Source organism: Pontibacter rufus (genome assembly GCF_015694705.1).
Taxonomy (GTDB): Bacteria; Bacteroidota; Bacteroidia; order Cytophagales; family Hymenobacteraceae; genus Pontibacter; species Pontibacter rufus.
Genome location: NZ_JADQDR010000005.1, coordinates 346,959 through 363,827, shown reverse-complemented (window position 1 = coordinate 363,827; position 16,869 = coordinate 346,959). Strand labels below are relative to the sequence as shown.

General features: G+C 44.8%; 14 protein-coding genes. All 14 read left to right on the top strand.

What is annotated here, in order from left to right; all coding sequences use genetic code 11:
• Positions 1–266: 266 nt before the first annotated feature.
• The 14 genes from I2I11_RS11160 (at position 267) to I2I11_RS11095 (ending at position 16,838) form a co-directional block, all read left to right on the top strand.
• On the top strand, positions 267–1,103 hold the full coding sequence (locus I2I11_RS11160; RefSeq protein ID WP_196267780.1) for a DUF481 domain-containing protein: 837 nt from the start codon (positions 267–269) through the stop codon (positions 1,101–1,103).
• Between the two features lie 260 nt (positions 1,104–1,363).
• Positions 1,364–2,143 (top strand): polysaccharide biosynthesis/export family protein, encoded by a 780-nt coding sequence (locus I2I11_RS11155; protein ID WP_196267779.1) that lies wholly within the window; start codon positions 1,364–1,366, stop codon positions 2,141–2,143.
• Between the two features lie 34 nt (positions 2,144–2,177).
• Positions 2,178–4,541, top strand: coding sequence for a GumC family protein (locus I2I11_RS11150; RefSeq protein WP_196267778.1), 2,364 nt, complete (start codon positions 2,178–2,180; stop codon positions 4,539–4,541).
• Positions 4,542–4,767: 226 nt separating this feature from the next.
• Complete coding sequence (fcl, locus tag I2I11_RS11145; protein ID WP_196267777.1) at positions 4,768–5,712, top strand: GDP-L-fucose synthase; 945 nt, start codon at positions 4,768–4,770, stop codon at positions 5,710–5,712.
• A gap of 155 nt (positions 5,713–5,867) precedes the next feature.
• Positions 5,868–6,983, top strand: a complete 1,116-nt coding sequence (gene gmd / locus I2I11_RS11140) for a GDP-mannose 4,6-dehydratase (RefSeq protein ID WP_196267776.1) — start codon at positions 5,868–5,870, stop codon at positions 6,981–6,983.
• Positions 6,984–7,107: 124 nt separating this feature from the next.
• Positions 7,108–8,553 (top strand): lipopolysaccharide biosynthesis protein, encoded by a 1,446-nt coding sequence (locus tag I2I11_RS11135; protein ID WP_196267775.1) that lies wholly within the window; start codon positions 7,108–7,110, stop codon positions 8,551–8,553.
• Entirely contained in the window at positions 8,550–9,632 is a 1,083-nt protein-coding gene (locus I2I11_RS11130) for a DegT/DnrJ/EryC1/StrS family aminotransferase (protein ID WP_196267774.1), read from the top strand. The genes I2I11_RS11135 and I2I11_RS11130 overlap by 4 nt, the downstream gene beginning before the upstream one ends.
• 9 nt (positions 9,633–9,641) lie before the next feature.
• A complete protein-coding gene (locus tag I2I11_RS11125; RefSeq protein ID WP_196267773.1) occupies positions 9,642–10,475 on the top strand; it encodes an HpcH/HpaI aldolase/citrate lyase family protein in 834 nt (277 codons plus the stop codon).
• Complete coding sequence (locus I2I11_RS11120) at positions 10,462–10,920, top strand: MaoC family dehydratase (protein ID WP_196267772.1); 459 nt, start codon at positions 10,462–10,464, stop codon at positions 10,918–10,920. Before I2I11_RS11125 ends, I2I11_RS11120 begins: the two co-directional genes overlap by 14 nt.
• Before the next feature lie 2 nt (positions 10,921–10,922).
• The gene (locus tag I2I11_RS11115; RefSeq protein ID WP_196267771.1) at positions 10,923–11,810 is read left to right on the top strand and encodes an HpcH/HpaI aldolase/citrate lyase family protein; all 888 of its coding nucleotides are present in this window, start codon (positions 10,923–10,925) and stop codon (positions 11,808–11,810) included.
• Entirely contained in the window at positions 11,807–12,508 is a 702-nt protein-coding gene (locus I2I11_RS11110) for a WbqC family protein (protein ID WP_196267770.1), read from the top strand. The genes I2I11_RS11115 and I2I11_RS11110 overlap by 4 nt, the downstream gene beginning before the upstream one ends.
• Positions 12,505–13,158, top strand: a complete 654-nt coding sequence (locus I2I11_RS11105; protein ID WP_196267769.1) for an LbetaH domain-containing protein — start codon at positions 12,505–12,507, stop codon at positions 13,156–13,158. The genes I2I11_RS11110 and I2I11_RS11105 overlap by 4 nt, the downstream gene beginning before the upstream one ends.
• Positions 13,159–13,407: 249 nt before the next feature.
• Positions 13,408–14,550, top strand: coding sequence for a TDP-N-acetylfucosamine:lipid II N-acetylfucosaminyltransferase family protein (locus tag I2I11_RS11100; protein ID WP_196267768.1), 1,143 nt, complete (start codon positions 13,408–13,410; stop codon positions 14,548–14,550).
• 524 nt (positions 14,551–15,074) lie between these two features.
• The gene (locus tag I2I11_RS11095; RefSeq protein ID WP_196267767.1) at positions 15,075–16,838 is read left to right on the top strand and encodes an ABC transporter ATP-binding protein; all 1,764 of its coding nucleotides are present in this window, start codon (positions 15,075–15,077) and stop codon (positions 16,836–16,838) included.
• The last annotated feature ends 31 nt before the right edge of the window (positions 16,839–16,869 follow it).

Sequence of the window (16,869 nt, the reverse complement as noted above, 5' to 3'; positions counted from 1 at the left end):
GTTCCGGACACGGTTAATATGCCACCAGTCGTGCCCGGACCCTTCGCCCGATAAAAGTTCTTTTACGTAATCTGCCGTGGCAGCAATAAGGGCTTCTTCGTTGTTCATCTGTTGCAGCTGGCGTTAAAAACCATACATATTAAACATTTATTTACAAGTATAAAACAGGCAATTTGTTTTCAGGCATGTTTCGTTTTAGCTGGCTAAAAAGTATTTTTGCTTTTCATCATACTTCATGAAAGCCTTCTTCATGTACTAAACCTGAAATGCAGCTACACACTTATAAATTAATTGCCGCTTTAAGTTTCAGTTTCTGCCTTGCCTCTTTTTTTGCTGCCAATGCCCAGATACTCAATATCGAGCGTGCCCGTGTGGAGCAGGATTCCGCGAACTACCTGACTGGGAAATTAGGTATAAACTTCTCCGTGTATAACCAGAATGCGGGCAAAAATAACCCGAACAACTACCTGCAGTTTACCTTCAATGGCGATTTGGCCTATGTTTCGCCCCAAAACAGTTACCTGCTCATCAATAATTACAATTATCTTTTAGTGAATTTTACTTCAGAAGAGCAGCGCAACACGGTAGCCAGCACAGGTTATGCACACTTCCGGGTAAATTTTCTGAGAAAGCGGAAGCTGTCTTACGAGCTGTTTGCACAGGTACAGGCCGACAAAGCACGCGGGCTGGAACTACGTACCCTAGCTGGCGGCGGGCTGAGAATAGCCGTGCTGCGCGGAGCGGATGTAAGTGTATATGCGGGCACCGGCCTGATGCACGAACATGAGGAGTGGCGGAATTTAGCGCAGGAGGGAAGTGGCTACAGGATAGCAGACCTGGTAAAGAGCACCAACTATATCAGCACCAAGGCTAAACTCAGCGAGCAACTATCAACTGAAGGTATTGTATACTACCAGTTTGGCTACGATAATAACATTGCGCGCATGCGCAACCGGGTGAGTGGCGATGTGTCGCTGAACGTAAAACTTAACAGTAAATTTGCCTTCCGGACAAGTTTTAACTGTACCTTTGAAAACCGCCCGATTGTGCCGGTTACAAAATTTGTGTATGCCCTGACCAATGGTATACAAATGCAGTTTTAGGTATAGCCATACTATCCGGTTTATGCTGCGCCTGCCGCGCCGCAGGCTTAATAATTTTATATTTCTAATATTGTATGTTTATGTCTTGCAGGTAATGTATGGGTCAATATATTCCTTTACCTGCAGGCCGGGCAGCTAAAATATTTAGGAAGTTGCTGTACAGAATCACAATAATTTTATAATTTCGCTCCTTCAAAAGAAGGCGATGGCCCGCGAGCGGTCTGAAAGTATAAATCTTATTAGTCAGCCATACTACAAGAATGCGTAATACCCTGAATGCTTTCCAGATACTCATCGGCATCCTGCTGTTCGCCTCCTGTGTGCCTCAGAAGGAGTTGATATTGTTACAGGATAACCCACAGGTGGAGAACCAGGGAAAAGCGGATGAGTTGTTGCGGACTTTCGACCTGAAGCCAGAGGCCTATACCCTTAAACCCGGCGATGTGCTGTCGCTGCGGGTGCAAAGCACTACCCCGAACGAGTATAATTTTCTGAATGCCGGCGTTGCTACCTTCGGCGCCACCGACCCGGTGCTGGACGGCTATACCCTGGATGTGGCAGGCAATATTCTGCTGCCTGCCGTAGGCAAAATAAACCTGTCGGGCCTTACGATGCCCGAGGCACGCGTAAAAGTAACAGAAGCCCTGAAACCCTTCCTGAAGGACCCAACCGTAAACCTGCGCCTGCTGACCTTCCGCTATACCGTATTGGGCGAGGTTACCCGCCAGGGGCAGTTTACCACCTACCAGGATAACCTGAATGTGCTGGAGGCTATTGCCAGTGCCAGCGGTTTAACCCCTTATGCTAACCGCAGCCAGGTAAAACTGGTGCGCTATGAAAACGGGCAGGCAAAACTTTATACTTTTAGTTTGCTGGATGATGATGTGCTGGCCATGAGCAACTTCTTTCTGCAACCCAATGATATGATTGTGGTGGACCCTTTGCCGGCCAAAGCGGTGAGAGAAAACCTGCTGGCCAACATCAGCCTGACGCTGTCCATCGTTGCCACCTTGAGCGTCCTGGTCAGCCGTTTCTTATAGCCGTTTTTATACTTACTACCCTGACATACAAAGCGTGACGCCTGAATCTATACCACAGCAAGACAGCCTGATTGACCTGCAACTGATTCTGCAAAAGCTGCGGCAATACTGGTACCTGTTTTTTTTGTCGGTACCGCTGGCGCTGCTGATTGCCTTTGCCGTAACCCGCTACACCACGCCTTTATACGACGTGAGCACCACCGTGCTTATCAAACAGCCCACCGATCCGTCTAATGCGTCCATCAACCTGCTTTACGGCGAGGAGCTTTTCACCAATGAGAAGAACCTGAACAACGAGGCCATCCTGCTGAAATCAAACGATCTGGTAAAAGAAACAATTGAGCACCTGGATTTCGGCGTATCATACTTTGCTGAAGGCAACATCAAGTTCTCCGAAATTTATGGCGAAAGCCCTATCCGCGTGCTGCTTGATTCTTCCTCCTCCAATATTCCGTATGGCAAGCTTATCAGAATCGAAATAGTTGACGATGATTCTTTCAGGCTTCCGGCAGATGGAACGACCCTGCTGCCAGACAAAACCGATAAAACATACCCATTCGGCAGGCTGGTAGACGTAAACGGATTCCGGTTTGTGGTGCAGCTGCTTAACCCTGACCAGATTACCGCCAAGGACTTGTTTTTTCAAATTAACGATACACAAAGCCTCATTAACCACTATCGGGGCAGCCTGACTATTTCACCTATACCGGAAACTTCTATTCTGGAAATCAGTGCGGTTGGCGACAATACGAAGAAAGCTATCGCTTTTCTGAACCAGCATGTGCAGACGTATATTTCGCAAAGCCTGGAAGAGAAAAACAGGACAGCCCTGAATACCATTAATTTTATAGATGAACAGCTGCAGCAAATCAGCGATTCTCTGTCGCTGGTAGAGGGGAGGCTCGAGAGTTTTAAACGAGCCAACACCGGCCTTACCATGAGCGAAGAAGGCGCCCAGACCAATACGCAGGTACAGGATCTGGAGCGTGAGAAAGCAGCGCTGCTCCTGAATGCCAAGTATTTTGATTACCTGAAGAACTACATAGCCGCCGGCGATATTACCAGATCCGTTATTGCGCCTTCATCCTTTGGCGTAACAGACCCGGTACTGAACCAGCTGATTCAGCAGCTCGTGGAAGTACAATTGCAGCTGACCGGCTTAACAGCACAGCAAACGCAGAATCCATTGGTTAAAACGGAGATCGAAGCTGCAAAAACCCGGATACGGGAACTTCTGGCCGGGATCGCTGAAAACCTGGACAACCTGAAGCGCGTCAACCAGATAGCTGTTTCAGACATCAACGCCCGCATTGGCCGGATAATGGGCGCCCTGCATCAGTTGCCGGCAGCTGAACGGCAGCTCATCAACCTCAACCGCATGCATGAGTTAAGCGAGGGCTTGTATGTTTTCCTGATGCAGAAACGTGCCGAGGCAGGCATTACGACTGCAGCTACGACGCCCGATGCAAGGCTGGTGAACGCCGCAGCCGTAAAGTCCATGATCACACCGAAGCCAAGGCAAAACTACCTCATAGCGCTTTTTCTGGGGCTGCTGCTGCCAGCCGGGTTTATTTTTCTGAAGGATCTGCTGAACAACAAAGTAACCTCTACCGAAGATATTGCCAGGCTTACCACCCTGCCGCTGCTGGGTATCATAGGCCACAACAAAGAGGAACAGGCAGGCCTTATAGACCAAAGCCCGAAGTCTGCTTTGGCAGAAGCTTTCCGGACGGTGCGCTCCAACCTCCGTTTCATGATCCAGGCTACCCCCGGTCAGGGCAAAATCTTCGTTGTTACCTCCTCCATAAGCGGCGAAGGGAAGACCTTCTCTGCCAGGAACCTGGCTTATATCTTTGCCATTTCAGGGGAACGCACACTTCTGGTAAACGCCGATATGCGTAAGCCAAACAACAACACCGATTTTGGTGTAAGCAGTGTGATAGGCCTGAGCAACTACCTGGCCGGCCATACTTCCCTGAATGAAGTGCTGCACCATACCCTTCAGGAAAATTTACATATCCTGCCGTCCGGCGACATACCGCCGAACCCTTCAGAGCTGCTCCTGAGCAGGCGCATGGATGATATGATAAAAGAATTGAAAACCCGCTACGACTATATAATTTTAGACACACCGCCCGTGGGCATCCTTTCTGACGGATTGGAGCTGATGCAACTGGCTGACGCCAATATTTTTATGGTTCGTCAGGGATATACTTTTAAATCGTTCCTGTCGAATACACAACAGCAGTATGAAGCTGGCAAAATCCGGAATACGGCCATCCTGTTTAATGATGTGGATTTCAAGAAGCTTAACTATGGCTACGGCTATGGCTACGGTTATGGCTACGGCTATTATGCCGAAGACGAACAGGCAAAACCATGGTGGCGGATCTTTTGATTCTGAATAACTGGATCGAGGAGCTCCTGCTATTCAGGTACAGGGCGTTTGAAAGTATGGCAGCTTTAATAAGGTGAATTCCCTTTCCGGAAATAAGGCTCTCCCAGTGGAGTAATAAAATGCTGGATCTGCACAGATTTATCATACCGGCTGCAAATTCAGGCCAGCATTGGCGCAGTAAAGATTAAATTTGGTAGATTTAGAGATAGAAAGACTTTAGTATAGCATGGAAGAATCTTCTAGCATATATGTGGCCGGTCACCGGGGGATGGTTGGATCTGCCATTTGCCGCAAGCTGCGAGCCGCCGGTTACGAAAATATCCTTACCCGCACGTCGGCGGAGCTGGACCTGCGCAACCAGCAGGCTGTTTCGGATTTTTTTGCGGAAGAGAAGCCGGATTATGTCTTTCTGGCGGCTGCCAAAGTAGGAGGCATTCAGGCCAACAACACCTACCGGGCCGACTTCCTCTACGAAAACCTGATGATAGAGGCAAACGTCATTCAGGCTGCCTGCCAAAGCGGCGTAACGAAGCTGCAGTTCCTGGGATCTTCCTGCATTTACCCGAAAATGGCCCCGCAGCCACTGAAGGAAGAATACCTGCTGACCGGGCCGCTGGAACAAACCAACGAGCCCTATGCCATCGCCAAAATAGCAGGCATTAAACTGTGCGAAGCCTACCGCGACCAGTATGGCTGCGATTTCATTAGCGTAATGCCGACAAATCTGTATGGCTACAATGATAACTATGATCTGCAAAACTCGCATGTACTGCCGGCATTGATCCGGAAATTTCATGAGGCGAAAGAAAATGGCGCTCCTGAAGTAGTGGTCTGGGGCACCGGAAGCCCGCGCCGGGAGTTCCTTTTTGCTGACGATCTGGCGGAAGCCTGCATTTACCTGATGGAAAATTATTCGGGCCGTGAGCTGGTGAACATTGGCACAGGCGAGGATATCGCCATCAAAGACCTGGCCCTGCTCATAAAAGAAACAATAGGTTTTGAGGGCCGGCTGGTATTTGATACAAGCAAACCAGACGGCACACCCCGCAAGCTGATGGACGTGACGAAGCTGCACCGCCTCGGCTGGAAGCATAAGATTGAATTGCAGGAGGGTATTGGCCTGGCGTATGCGGACTTTAAAACGAAAAATCCCTCTCCGGCAATTTCCTGAAAGAAGAGGGCACTAATTAGTGGCAAATTCCCTGACTTTGATGGTGGGGTTAGACTCGGAAGAGCGCAGCGCCAGGATGTTACTCCTCCTGAGAATCCTGATTCAGGCAATTATCCGGAACAACATATAGTACTGAAATTAAAATTGACATAGAAATGAAAACAGCCCTCATCACAGGTATAACCGGACAGGACGGCGCTTACTTAGCCGAATTGCTTTTAGAAAAAGGCTATAAGGTGCACGGCCTCAAGCGCCGCAGCTCCCTTTTTAATACTGACCGCATCGACCACCTGTACCAGGACCCGCACGAGAAGCACATTCACTTCAAGCTGCACTACGGCGATCTGACAGATTCCACCAACCTGATCCGCATTATACAGGAAACCCAGCCGGATGAGATCTATAACCTGGCTGCTATGAGCCATGTAAAGGTGAGTTTCGATATGCCGGAGTATACCGCCAATGCCGACGGGCTGGGCACCCTGCGCATCCTGGAAGCTGTCCGAATACTGGGGCTGACCGAAAAGACAAGGATTTACCAGGCTTCCACTTCCGAACTATACGGTCTGGTACAGGCGGTACCGCAATCTGAATCCACGCCCTTTTACCCGCGTTCGCCTTATGCGGTGGCCAAGCTGTACGCTTACTGGATTACAGTAAACTACCGCGAGGCCTATAACATGTTTGCCTGCAACGGCATTTTGTTCAACCACGAATCTCCGCTGCGCGGGGAGACTTTCGTAACCCGTAAAATTACGCGCGCCGCAGCGCGCATTGCTTTTGGCCTGCAGGACAAACTATACCTGGGTAACCTGGAGGCGCGCCGCGACTGGGGGCATGCCAAGGATTATGTAGACGCCATGTGGCGCATCCTGCAACAGGACACACCTGAGGACTTCGTGATAGCCACCGGCGTAACTACCACCGTGCGCGATTTTGTGAAGATGGCTTTTGCCGAAGCAGGCATTCAAATCGAATTTAAAGGGGAAGGTGTGGACGAAAAAGGTTATATTGCGGCTTGTACCAACCCGGCCTATAAACTGGAAACCGGCAAAGAAGTAGTTTGCGTGGATGCGAGTTATTTCAGGCCCACCGAAGTGGAACTGCTGATTGGCGATGCGACCAAATCTAAAACCAAACTTGGCTGGGAACCTAAGTATGATCTGGCAGCGCTGGTAAAAGATATGATGCAGTCTGACCTAGAACTATTCCGAAGAGATACCTACCTGGTAGAAGGCGGACACAAAGTGCTGAACTACCACGAATCTTAAATCCAAATAAATATAAATAAAAGACCGGGTTATGGAAAGCTATAACCCGGTCTTTTATTTATATTTGCCCCCATTCAATCAAAAACTGCTTCAGAATTTCTGAAAACAGCATAATAAACAATAAGTGAGCCTACAAAAGCAAACAATTTCCGGTCTGTTCTGGACTTTCAGTCAGCGGTTTAGTGTGCAACTGATTAATTTTGGTGTATCCATTATAATGGCCAGGGTTCTGCTTCCGGCAGATTATGGTTTAATAGGCATGCTTTCTGTCTTTATGGCAATAGGAAGCTCTTTAATGGATAGTGGCTTGTCCTCCTCCCTGATTAGAACGCCCAATGCTGATCAGAAAGACTATTCTACCGTTTTCTTTATCAATATAATAGGCAGCATCTTCATTTATGTGATTCTTTTCTTTTCGGCTCCTTTTATCGCTTCATTTTATGACCAGGAGATCTTAACACCTATTATCCGGATATATACCATATCTTTTATAATCAGCGCTTTTGTAGGGGTACAGAGCACCCGGTTAACCAAAGAAATGGATTTTAAGACCCAGATGAAAATACAGATACCTTCTGTAATCGGGGGAGGAATCCTAGGTGTTATACTGGCTTACCTGGATTATGGTGTATGGAGCCTGGTCTGGATGAATCTGTTTCAATCTTTTTTATCCGCTGTGCAGCACTGGATTTACAGCGGCTGGCGCCCGAACTTCCTGTTCGACAAGGAGCGTTTTAAATACCACTTTAGCTTTGGATATAAACTGACCCTTTCGGGGCTGCTGGATACAATTTATAATAATATATACAACCTGATAATCGGCAAGTTCTTCCCGGTTGCCTATCTGGGTTATTATACAAGAGCGAAGAGCCTGCAGCAGCTACCCGTGCAGAACATTTCCACTGCGCTGAATAAAGTAACATACCCCATGTTTTCGTCCATTCAGCATGAAAATGAAAAGCTGAAAATGGCCTATAAGAAATTAATGCAGCAGGTGCTCTTTTGGATTGCCCCTACCATGATATTGCTTGGTGTAATTGCCGAGCCTCTGATACGCTTTCTTTTAACCGAAAAATGGGTGCCTGCTGTCCCGTATTTTCAGACATTATGCGCGGCAGGTATACTATATCCGTTAAATTCGTATAATTTAAACATCCTGAAAGTAAAAGGCAGAAGTGAGTTGTTTCTCAAATTAGAGATCATTAAAAAGGCTTTTATTACAGTCGGTATCATTGTAGCCATTCCTTTTGGAATTTACGGCTTGTTATACCTGCAGGTGATAATCTCGTTTGTAGCTTATTTTATAAACTCGTGGTATAGTGGTAAAATGATTGGCTACCCCATGACAGAGCAGGTAAAGAATGTTGCGCCAATGATTATTTTAGCTGCATTGGTTGGGGTACTTTCCTGGCTAATAGACAAATACGTTTTATTGCAGATGCTGCACATGATCGATTTCATGCGGGTGGGTATAACGGGGTGCCTGTATTTTATACTATACCTGGGAATAAGCCAGCTGATAAAAATGCCTGCTATTATTGATTTCAGACGATTAATTCTAAAAAGATGATACCTGTCACCAAGCCTTTTCTGCCACCTGTTGAAGAATACCAGTCTTACATAAAGGATATATGGGAGCGCCAGTGGCTCACCAATAATGGACCGATAGTAAATGATCTGGAGCTCAAGCTAAAGCAATACCTGGGGGTTAATCACCTGCTATACCTTTCTAATGGTACCATAGCCCTGCAAATAGCCATCAAGGCGCTCGGGTTGGAAGGGGAAATCATCACGACACCGTTTTCTTATGTTGCTACCACCAGCAGTATAGTATGGGAAGGCTGCATGCCGGTTTTCGTCGATATTGATCCGGAAACGTTAAATCTCGATCCCACAAAGATAGAAGCGGCCATTACGGAGCGCACATCTGCCATACTGGCAACGCACGTTTATGGAAACCCCTGCGACATAGATGCCATCCAGGCCATTGCCGACAAGTATGGACTTAAAGTTATTTATGATGCAGCACATTGTTTCGGCACAAAGTATAAAGGGCGTTCCATATTTGATTACGGAGACATCAGTACCACCAGTTTTCATGCAACAAAGCTGTTTCATACCATAGAAGGAGGAGCCGTTTTTACAAACAACCCTGATTTGCTCAAGAAGATGGCGTACATGCGCAACTTCGGGCATAGTGGTCCGGAAGCATTTGCAGAAATAGGGATTAACGGAAAGAATTCTGAATTCCATGCGGCCATGGGCCTCGTAAACCTAAACCATATCACGGCAATTCTGGACAGGCGTAAAGAGCTGAGCGCAAATTATGACCAGTACATGCGCCACGTAAATGGTTTCAGACCCAGAATCCAGGAAGGCACAATGTATAATTTTGCTTACTACCCCTTTGTCTTCGAATCTGCTGAGCTCATGCAGGAGTGCTATAAGAGACTAGCAGCTAACAACATTTTTTGCAGAAGGTATTTCTATCCTTCCCTGGCTGAACTGCCTTATGTTACTAAAACGTCGCCTTTGCCTGTATGCGAGGATATTGTGCAGCGCGTCCTTTGCTTTCCGCTTTATCACTCCTTAAAGCCTGAGGATGTGCATTTAATTGCCCGCCTGGTTTTACGTTACCAAAATTACTAGCAGAAACTTATGCGTTCATATTTCTTTATACCCGGAACAAGATATAGCAACCTTGAATTTATCCGAAATCAAGGGGTTGATGAAATTATTATTGACTTGGAGGATGCAGTAAAAGGCTCTGAAAGGGCTGAAATCATAAACACGCTTCTCCGTTCTACCAATGTGAATGAATTTTGGTTAAGAGTGCCCCTGAGAGAAAGCTTTGAACAGCAGATTGATGGCGGAGTTCTAAAATTATTATTAGAAAAAGGCTTTAGCAAAATTGTTTTACCTAAGCTGCTTTCTGCCGAAGAGTTTAATTCGCTGGTAACAGGACTGGATATAAATTCTAATCATCAGTTTATTGTGCTTGTGGAGCATCCCAGAATGCTCATTGATTTAGACAGTATGTTGTTTAATGCGAACGGACAAATTAAAGGGGTAGGATTAGGCAGTCATGACCTGGTCTCCATACTTGGAGCAAAGCATACCTTGAAAAATCTGGAGTACCCCAGGCAGAAGCTCCTGTATTCAGCAAAAGCGGCAGAAGTAGATTGTATCGATATTGCTTCTATGGAGCTACAGGATCAAACGTTGTTTAAAGAGGAACTGGCTGACGGCTTTGAAAAAGGCTATGATGCCAAGTTCCTGATTCATCCATGGCAATTAGAAATTTTTAATACCTTTGATTATTTCAGCGAGGAAGAAGTACAGTGGGCTGCGGTTGTGATGGATGCTTATAGCAAAGCCGGAGAAAACCTAGAGTTTTCTCCGATAGTGATTGGAAATGAAGTGATTGAACGCCCGCACATTAAACGGGCTAAGATTATAACTGAAAAAGGTAAAGGAAATGCACGTAAGTAATCTGGGAAATTATTATGAGGATTTTAAAGTTGGCGAACTGATTCAGCACGTGCTTTCTAAAACAATATTTGAGAGCGACAATAATTTGTTCAGCTTGTTAACCATGAACCATCATCCGGTGCATACGAATGCGGATTATGCTTCAGATAAGCAACATGGGAAGATACTAGTTGTCGGAACGCTTGTGTTTAGCTTAACGGTGGGCATGACCGTGCCAGATATCAGCGGCAAGGCTATTGCAAACCTTGAATACGAGCAAGTGCAGCATCTGTTGCCCGTTTTTATAAACGATACGATTTATGCTGAAACCAAAGTACTGGACAAGTGGGCGTCAGCGACCAAAGCTGATAGGGGTATTATCTATGTAGAAACAACCGCCTACAACCAGGATAAGAAGCCTGTATTAAGATTCAGACGCAAGGTGCTAATACCAAAACGCAATTAAGTATGAGCGAATATCTGATGCGTAGCTTAATGTTTGTGCCAGGTCACAATGATAAGCTTTTACAGAGTGCTGCGAAAATCGATGCAGATATTTTACTTTTTGATATTGAAGATTCTGTTCAGCCCTTATCAAATAAGCAGGTAGCAAGAGATAAAATAAAAAAGTACATTAGTGAAGGCTTGTTTGAAAACCGGGTGATTTTCCCAAGGGTAAACGATCGGGAGAGCGGCGAGTTATTGAAGGACGTCTACCAGTTAACTATTCCCGGGGTAAATGGCTTTGTGTATCCAAAAGCAAAAAGGGGCGAAGATATCTACTTCTTTTGCAAGCTTTTAGAAACAATAGAGTATGAGAAAAAGATCCCCGTCGGAACTTATAAGATCATACCATTAATTGAAACAGCTTCTGCCGTACTTAATGTGCAGGAGATTTGTTCCGCCTCCAAAAGGGTTATAGCCATTGCTTACGGCTCAGAAGATTTTGTAACGGATTTACAGGGAATTCATGATGCAGAGCATATAAGCCTGTTTACGCCAAGAGCATTGATTGCCATGGCGGCACGTGCTCACAATATTATTCCGATAGATACTGTACATGTAAACGTGCATGATCTGGAGGATTTAGAGAAAAACCTTATTTTATCTCTTAAGCTTGGTTTTGAAGGCATGCTTTTACTGAATCCAGCAGAAATTCCGCTGGTTCATCAATACTATTCCCCTACTCTGCAGGAGCTGAACGATGCTAAAGAAATGCTCAGGCTGGCTGAAGAAGCTAGCCTGGAGGGCAAAGGTGTGGCCATCATGAAAGGTAAGTTTGTGGGGCCGCCAATTATTGCCAAAGCGAAGAAGGTTTTAAAAAAACAGGAACAGTTAGATAAAAGAAGTAGATGAAAGTTGCGATAATGCAGCCATACGTATTTCCTTACATAGGTTATTTTCAATTGATTGATGCCGTAGATTTGTTCGTGATTTATGATGATGTACAGTATATAAAGAAAGGGTGGATAAACAGAAATAGAATTTTACTGAATGGTAAAGAGCACCTGTTTACTATTCCGTGCATTAAGGCAAGCCAGAGCAAATTAATTAATGAAATAGGGGTAGACTGGTCGAGCAAAGATATTTCCGGGTTTTGCAAAACAATAGAGGCCGCTTACAGGAAAGCTCCTTTTTTTGAAGAGATTAATACCTTGCTTCATGCTGTTTTAAACAAAAGGCCGGAAAGCATCGCCGATTTAGCTACCGCGGGTATCACAAGCATCTGTGATTATCTTAACATAAAAACGGAGTTGAAAAGGAGCTCGCAATGTGATTTTCAGAACGTGGATTTAAAAAAGGGAGACCGGCTGATTGACATAGTAAAAAAAACGGGCGGATCTGATTATATCAATGCCATAGGAGGAAGAGAGTTGTATACCAAAGAAGACTTTGCACAGCAGGGTATAAACCTAAACTTTCTTAAATCCTTGCCGGTTGTTTACCAGCAGTTTAATAATGATTTTGTACCATGGCTTTCTATACTGGATGTGCTGATGTTCAACTCTAAAGAAAATATCGCGGAGTATTTAAAGCAATATGAATTACTATGAAGAAGGTATTGATATTTGGCGGCTTGGGAAATGCATCAGTGATTGCGAATGCAATGATTGATGCAAACATGCGGGGCTACACAGCATATGAGTTCGACGGTTATATTAATGATCGCGACGACTGCGACGAGATAGAAGGCTATAAAGTCCGGGGCGGGTTAAAGGATGTCAAAAAGTTTATTAAGGAAGGATATTATTTCATTAACACGATTTACAAGATAGACGGGCAAAAAGAGAGAATCGAGCTTTTTGACTCATTGTTAATTCCTGAGGAGCGGTTAGCAACCTTTGTTCATCCGACCGCATACGTGGCACCAAATGTTGAGCTGGCACCTGGCTGCGTTATCATGCCTAATGTTTCTGTTTCACCTGGTACTAAGTTCGGTAAATGTTGCCGTGTGATGGTGGGCGCTACAATCGGGCATAATAACATTATCGGCTCCCATACTTTTATTGCCGCAGGATCATGTGTCGGCGCTTATTTGAAAATCGGTGAGGGCGTGCACATAAGCTTAAACGCCACCATAAGGGAGTTTCTGACTATTGGGAATTACTCTACCCTGGCGATGGGGAGTGTTTTGCTGAAAGATGTTGGTGAGTTCGAAGTATGGGCAGGCAATCCGGCTAAATTCTTAAGAAAAGCCCTGTAAAGAACATATCCGGTAAAATTTGTAAGCAGGTTTACAAAGTACTGCCTCTGGCTTAGACCTGATTAGTATTTACATGGAAAGCATGTTGAGTACTCTTTCAGTTAATATGTAAGAATCAGCAGATGGCAACTAGGATATCAGCATATCTTTGATTCTGCTCAACAGCATAATACAGGTCTTGCTGATGTTAACACTCTCCCACTATAGCCCACAGGTAAAAATTACAGTTTGCTTCTGAAATTTAATATCATGTTTAAAATATTGCATGTAATTGATGATGATAAATTTATTGATTTGGTACTTCCTCGCTATTTTTTCAATGGATGTGAGAACCAGATTATCTATATAAAGAAAAAATTTACCTATACAGGAAAATATGCGGACATAACTAAATGGGTAAAGCCCGAATCCAAGCATTGGTTTAAAGATGTAGTCGGCAATTTATCAGAACTTAATATTATAATTGTTTACAACCTTACTTACGAAAAGGCTTTATTTATAAATGCCTTATCCAAAAAGCCTGTCATTATCTGGCATTTCTTCGGAACAGAAATTTATAATCAGACTAGCTTAAGCAAGTATAATTTCACAGAAAGAACAAGAAAAATATGTACGCCTGAGATTAAGGAAATTCTGAAAAAAAGGCTTAAAGAAAAGGTGGATTTAGGCAAGCAGCTCTTTAAAGGAGATTTTTCCTTTTTAACTGAGGTGCAGAAAGCTATTCTTACGGTTGATTACTTTGCCTGGTATAATGAAGACGAATACAATTATTTAAAAAGCCACGTAACTACGCTTCCTGAATTTCTGCAGATTCCTGTTACTACCACTTTTCCCGAACCGGATTATTCCGCCAAGGCCGAATCGAAGATCCTGGTAGGAAACTCATCTGCACCAGGAAATAACCATGTGGATATCTTTATTCTGTTAGAGGAGTTGCAATACAAAGGCGAAGTGATTGTGCCTTTTGGCTATGGCTATAATTCGGTTTACCGGGAGAATATAATGCAGATCATGAAAGGGCTATCTATTGATATCCATATACTGGAAGATTTTATGCCTTACCAGGAATACCTGCACCTTTTAAATACTGTTACAACAGCAGTATTTAATTCTTACAGGCAAATGGCCTTGGGTAATATATTCATGTTATTGTTTTATGGCGCTAAAATCTTTTTAAGTGAGAATAACCCCACCTATCCATGGCTTAAAAAGCTGGGTTTTCATATTTACTCTGTAGAGAAAGATCTGGAAAAAGCATTGAAGAGCGGAGATTTGAAGCTTGGTGAAGAGCAGATGCTATACAATAATGCCCTGTATATTAAAATGGCTGATAAATCTCATTTAAATAAGTTTATTGCACAATTGCCCGGACTGGTGAAGACAAGAAAGTGATAATGTCCTTTTTATTGCTATATTTGCCAGAGGAAATTATTTAGAATAGTACAATTGAACTTTCCGGAAAAATAGCTGGTTAGTTAACTTCTGGGAATCAGAAATGTGCTTTGGGCCGGCAGCAGTGCTTTGGTAGCCTGAGTTCGCATCTTCCGGGAGGCATGTGCTGTAGAAATGGCTTTGGCCAACTAAAGGTCTTTTCGGGGCTTCTAAAGAAAATTAAATTCATGTCTTTATGGTTTAATAAACGTTGTAGCAGATATGATGCAATTCTCTTTCTTAACTTTTTAAAGAATACAGCATGTTGCTACAGAACAGAATTGGATAGCAGACTGCATTGAGGCTCTGGAATGTTACCAATGCAGGCGGCTTAAGGAACAAGGACTATATCATGCTCCAGAAAAGCCATCCAGGTTACTGATGAGCACACGCAACAACGACGCTAAGTATTAAAAGTACAGCAAAGCAGCGATAATGTATCCTGTTGCCCGGTATAAGTATAGTTGAAAGATTTGCTGATAAACATGATTGGCGATAATATAATATTTACCACCCTCCGGAAAGTATCTGCTTTGTTGCCTGCTGAGACCAAGCCCAAAGCACTGGGAATGATGGCGCTCCTGCTTTTCAATTCCTTTCTGGACATTCTGGGGCTGGCGGCCATTCTGCCCATCATCATGATCCTGCTGCAGGACAACGTTGTCGCAAACAACAAAGCCTTCAGCTGGCTGTACGACCTGCTCGGTTTTACCTCCGAAACCAGCTTTCTGGTGGTGCTGGCGCTCTCCGTGCTGGCCTTTATTGTGGTAAAAAACATGATAAGCCTCTGGATTTATAAAACCCAGGCCGCTTTTTCCTATAACCTCTACAAGTATTTTTCGGGCCGCCTTTTTTCGATTTACCAGCAGAAAGGGCTTTTGTTTTACAAGAACAACAACCCCAATTACATCATCCGTAATATTAATTCAGTACCGCTCGAATTCACCAACGGCATTGTGCTGAACACCATAACACTTATCAACGAGGCCGTTATTATTCTGGTAATACTGGTAACGATATTGGTCTATGATCCGCTGGTGGTAGCCCTGTTGTTAATCTTTATCATACCTGTATTTTCGCTGTTCTACAAGGCGGTAAAAAACAGGTCGCTTGCCATCCAGACGGAGCTGAACGAAATAAGCCCAAAGCAGGGTATTAATTTATTCCAGTCTACTTACGGGTACATCGATGTGAAAATGAACAGCTCGGAGGCTTTTTTCCTGGAAAACCATAAAAGACTGCTGAACCGGACGTCGCATTTAAGAATTTTAGACAAGGTGCTGCAGCAGGCACCCACCAAAGTGATAGAAACCGGTATGATGGCCGCCATTATCCTGGTGGCCCTGTACGGGGTGCTTCACGTGCAGGACAAAAGCCATATTATCGGTTTGCTGTCTGTTTTTGCCCTGGCTGCCTACCGCATACTTCCGTCTATTAACCGCTCCATGATTGCGCTTATAAGCGTTAAAGGCTACCAGTATACGTTTAAGGTGCTGGATGAAATAAAGGCTGATAACAAAGCGCCCGCCGTAAATACAACCGGCAAGATTGATTTTACCACGCACATCAGGTTCTCAAATATTTCCTTTTCTTATAAGGACGAAAAGGCTGTTCTGGACAACGTGAGCCTCACCATTAAAAAGAACAGCACCATCGGCCTGATTGGCCGGTCCGGCTCCGGGAAAAGCACGCTCGTAAACCTGCTGCTTGGTTTTTATAAACCAACTGCCGGGGAAATATGGATTGACGACACCCGGCTGGATGAAACAAATGTGGTAAGCTGGCGCAGCAGGATTGGCTATGTGCAGCAGGAAGTATACATTCTGGATGCGTCGCTGGCCGAGAACATTGCGTTTGGATTAGCTAAAGAAGACATAGATGCTGCCAAACTGGACCGTGCCATACTGCTGGCCAGCTTAACGGATGTGGTGGCGCAACTGCCGGATGGCTTACAAACAAAAATAGGAGACAGGGGCTCTCTGCTGTCGGGCGGGCAAAGGCAGCGCGTAGGCATTGCCCGCGCTTTGTACCACGGCGCGACCATTTTGATTATGGACGAAGCCACCAGCGCCCTGGACTCGGCTACCGAAAATGAAATTAACGAAGCCGTGGCACGTCTCGCCGACAACGACATGACCATTATCATCATCGCCCACCGGCTCACGACCTTGCACCGATGCGATGCTATAGTTGAGCTGGAAAGCGGTAGAGTGAAGAAAGTTTGGGCTTATGAGGAGTTAATTAAGTAAATACTTTATCCAAAGTTTAGTCTATTAAAAG

Bases quoted from the DNA above. Each gene is read 5' to 3' on its own strand.
- I2I11_RS11160 (WP_196267780.1), top strand. From the start codon at position 267: ATGCAGCTACACACTTATAAATTAATTGCCGCTTTAAGTTTCAGTTTC.
- I2I11_RS11155 (WP_196267779.1), top strand. From the start codon at position 1,364: ATGCGTAATACCCTGAATGCTTTCCAGATACTCATCGGCATCCTGCTG.
- fcl (WP_196267777.1), top strand. From the start codon at position 4,768: ATGGAAGAATCTTCTAGCATATATGTGGCCGGTCACCGGGGGATGGTT.
- gmd (WP_196267776.1), top strand. From the start codon at position 5,868: ATGAAAACAGCCCTCATCACAGGTATAACCGGACAGGACGGCGCTTAC.
- I2I11_RS11130 (WP_196267774.1), top strand. From the start codon at position 8,550: ATGATACCTGTCACCAAGCCTTTTCTGCCACCTGTTGAAGAATACCAG.
- I2I11_RS11125 (WP_196267773.1), top strand. From the start codon at position 9,642: ATGCGTTCATATTTCTTTATACCCGGAACAAGATATAGCAACCTTGAA.
- I2I11_RS11120 (WP_196267772.1), top strand. From the start codon at position 10,462: ATGCACGTAAGTAATCTGGGAAATTATTATGAGGATTTTAAAGTTGGC.
- I2I11_RS11115 (WP_196267771.1), top strand. From the start codon at position 10,923: ATGAGCGAATATCTGATGCGTAGCTTAATGTTTGTGCCAGGTCACAAT.
- I2I11_RS11110 (WP_196267770.1), top strand. From the start codon at position 11,807: ATGAAAGTTGCGATAATGCAGCCATACGTATTTCCTTACATAGGTTAT.
- I2I11_RS11105 (WP_196267769.1), top strand. From the start codon at position 12,505: ATGAAGAAGGTATTGATATTTGGCGGCTTGGGAAATGCATCAGTGATT.
- I2I11_RS11100 (WP_196267768.1), top strand. From the start codon at position 13,408: ATGTTTAAAATATTGCATGTAATTGATGATGATAAATTTATTGATTTG.
- I2I11_RS11095 (WP_196267767.1), top strand. From the start codon at position 15,075: ATGATTGGCGATAATATAATATTTACCACCCTCCGGAAAGTATCTGCT.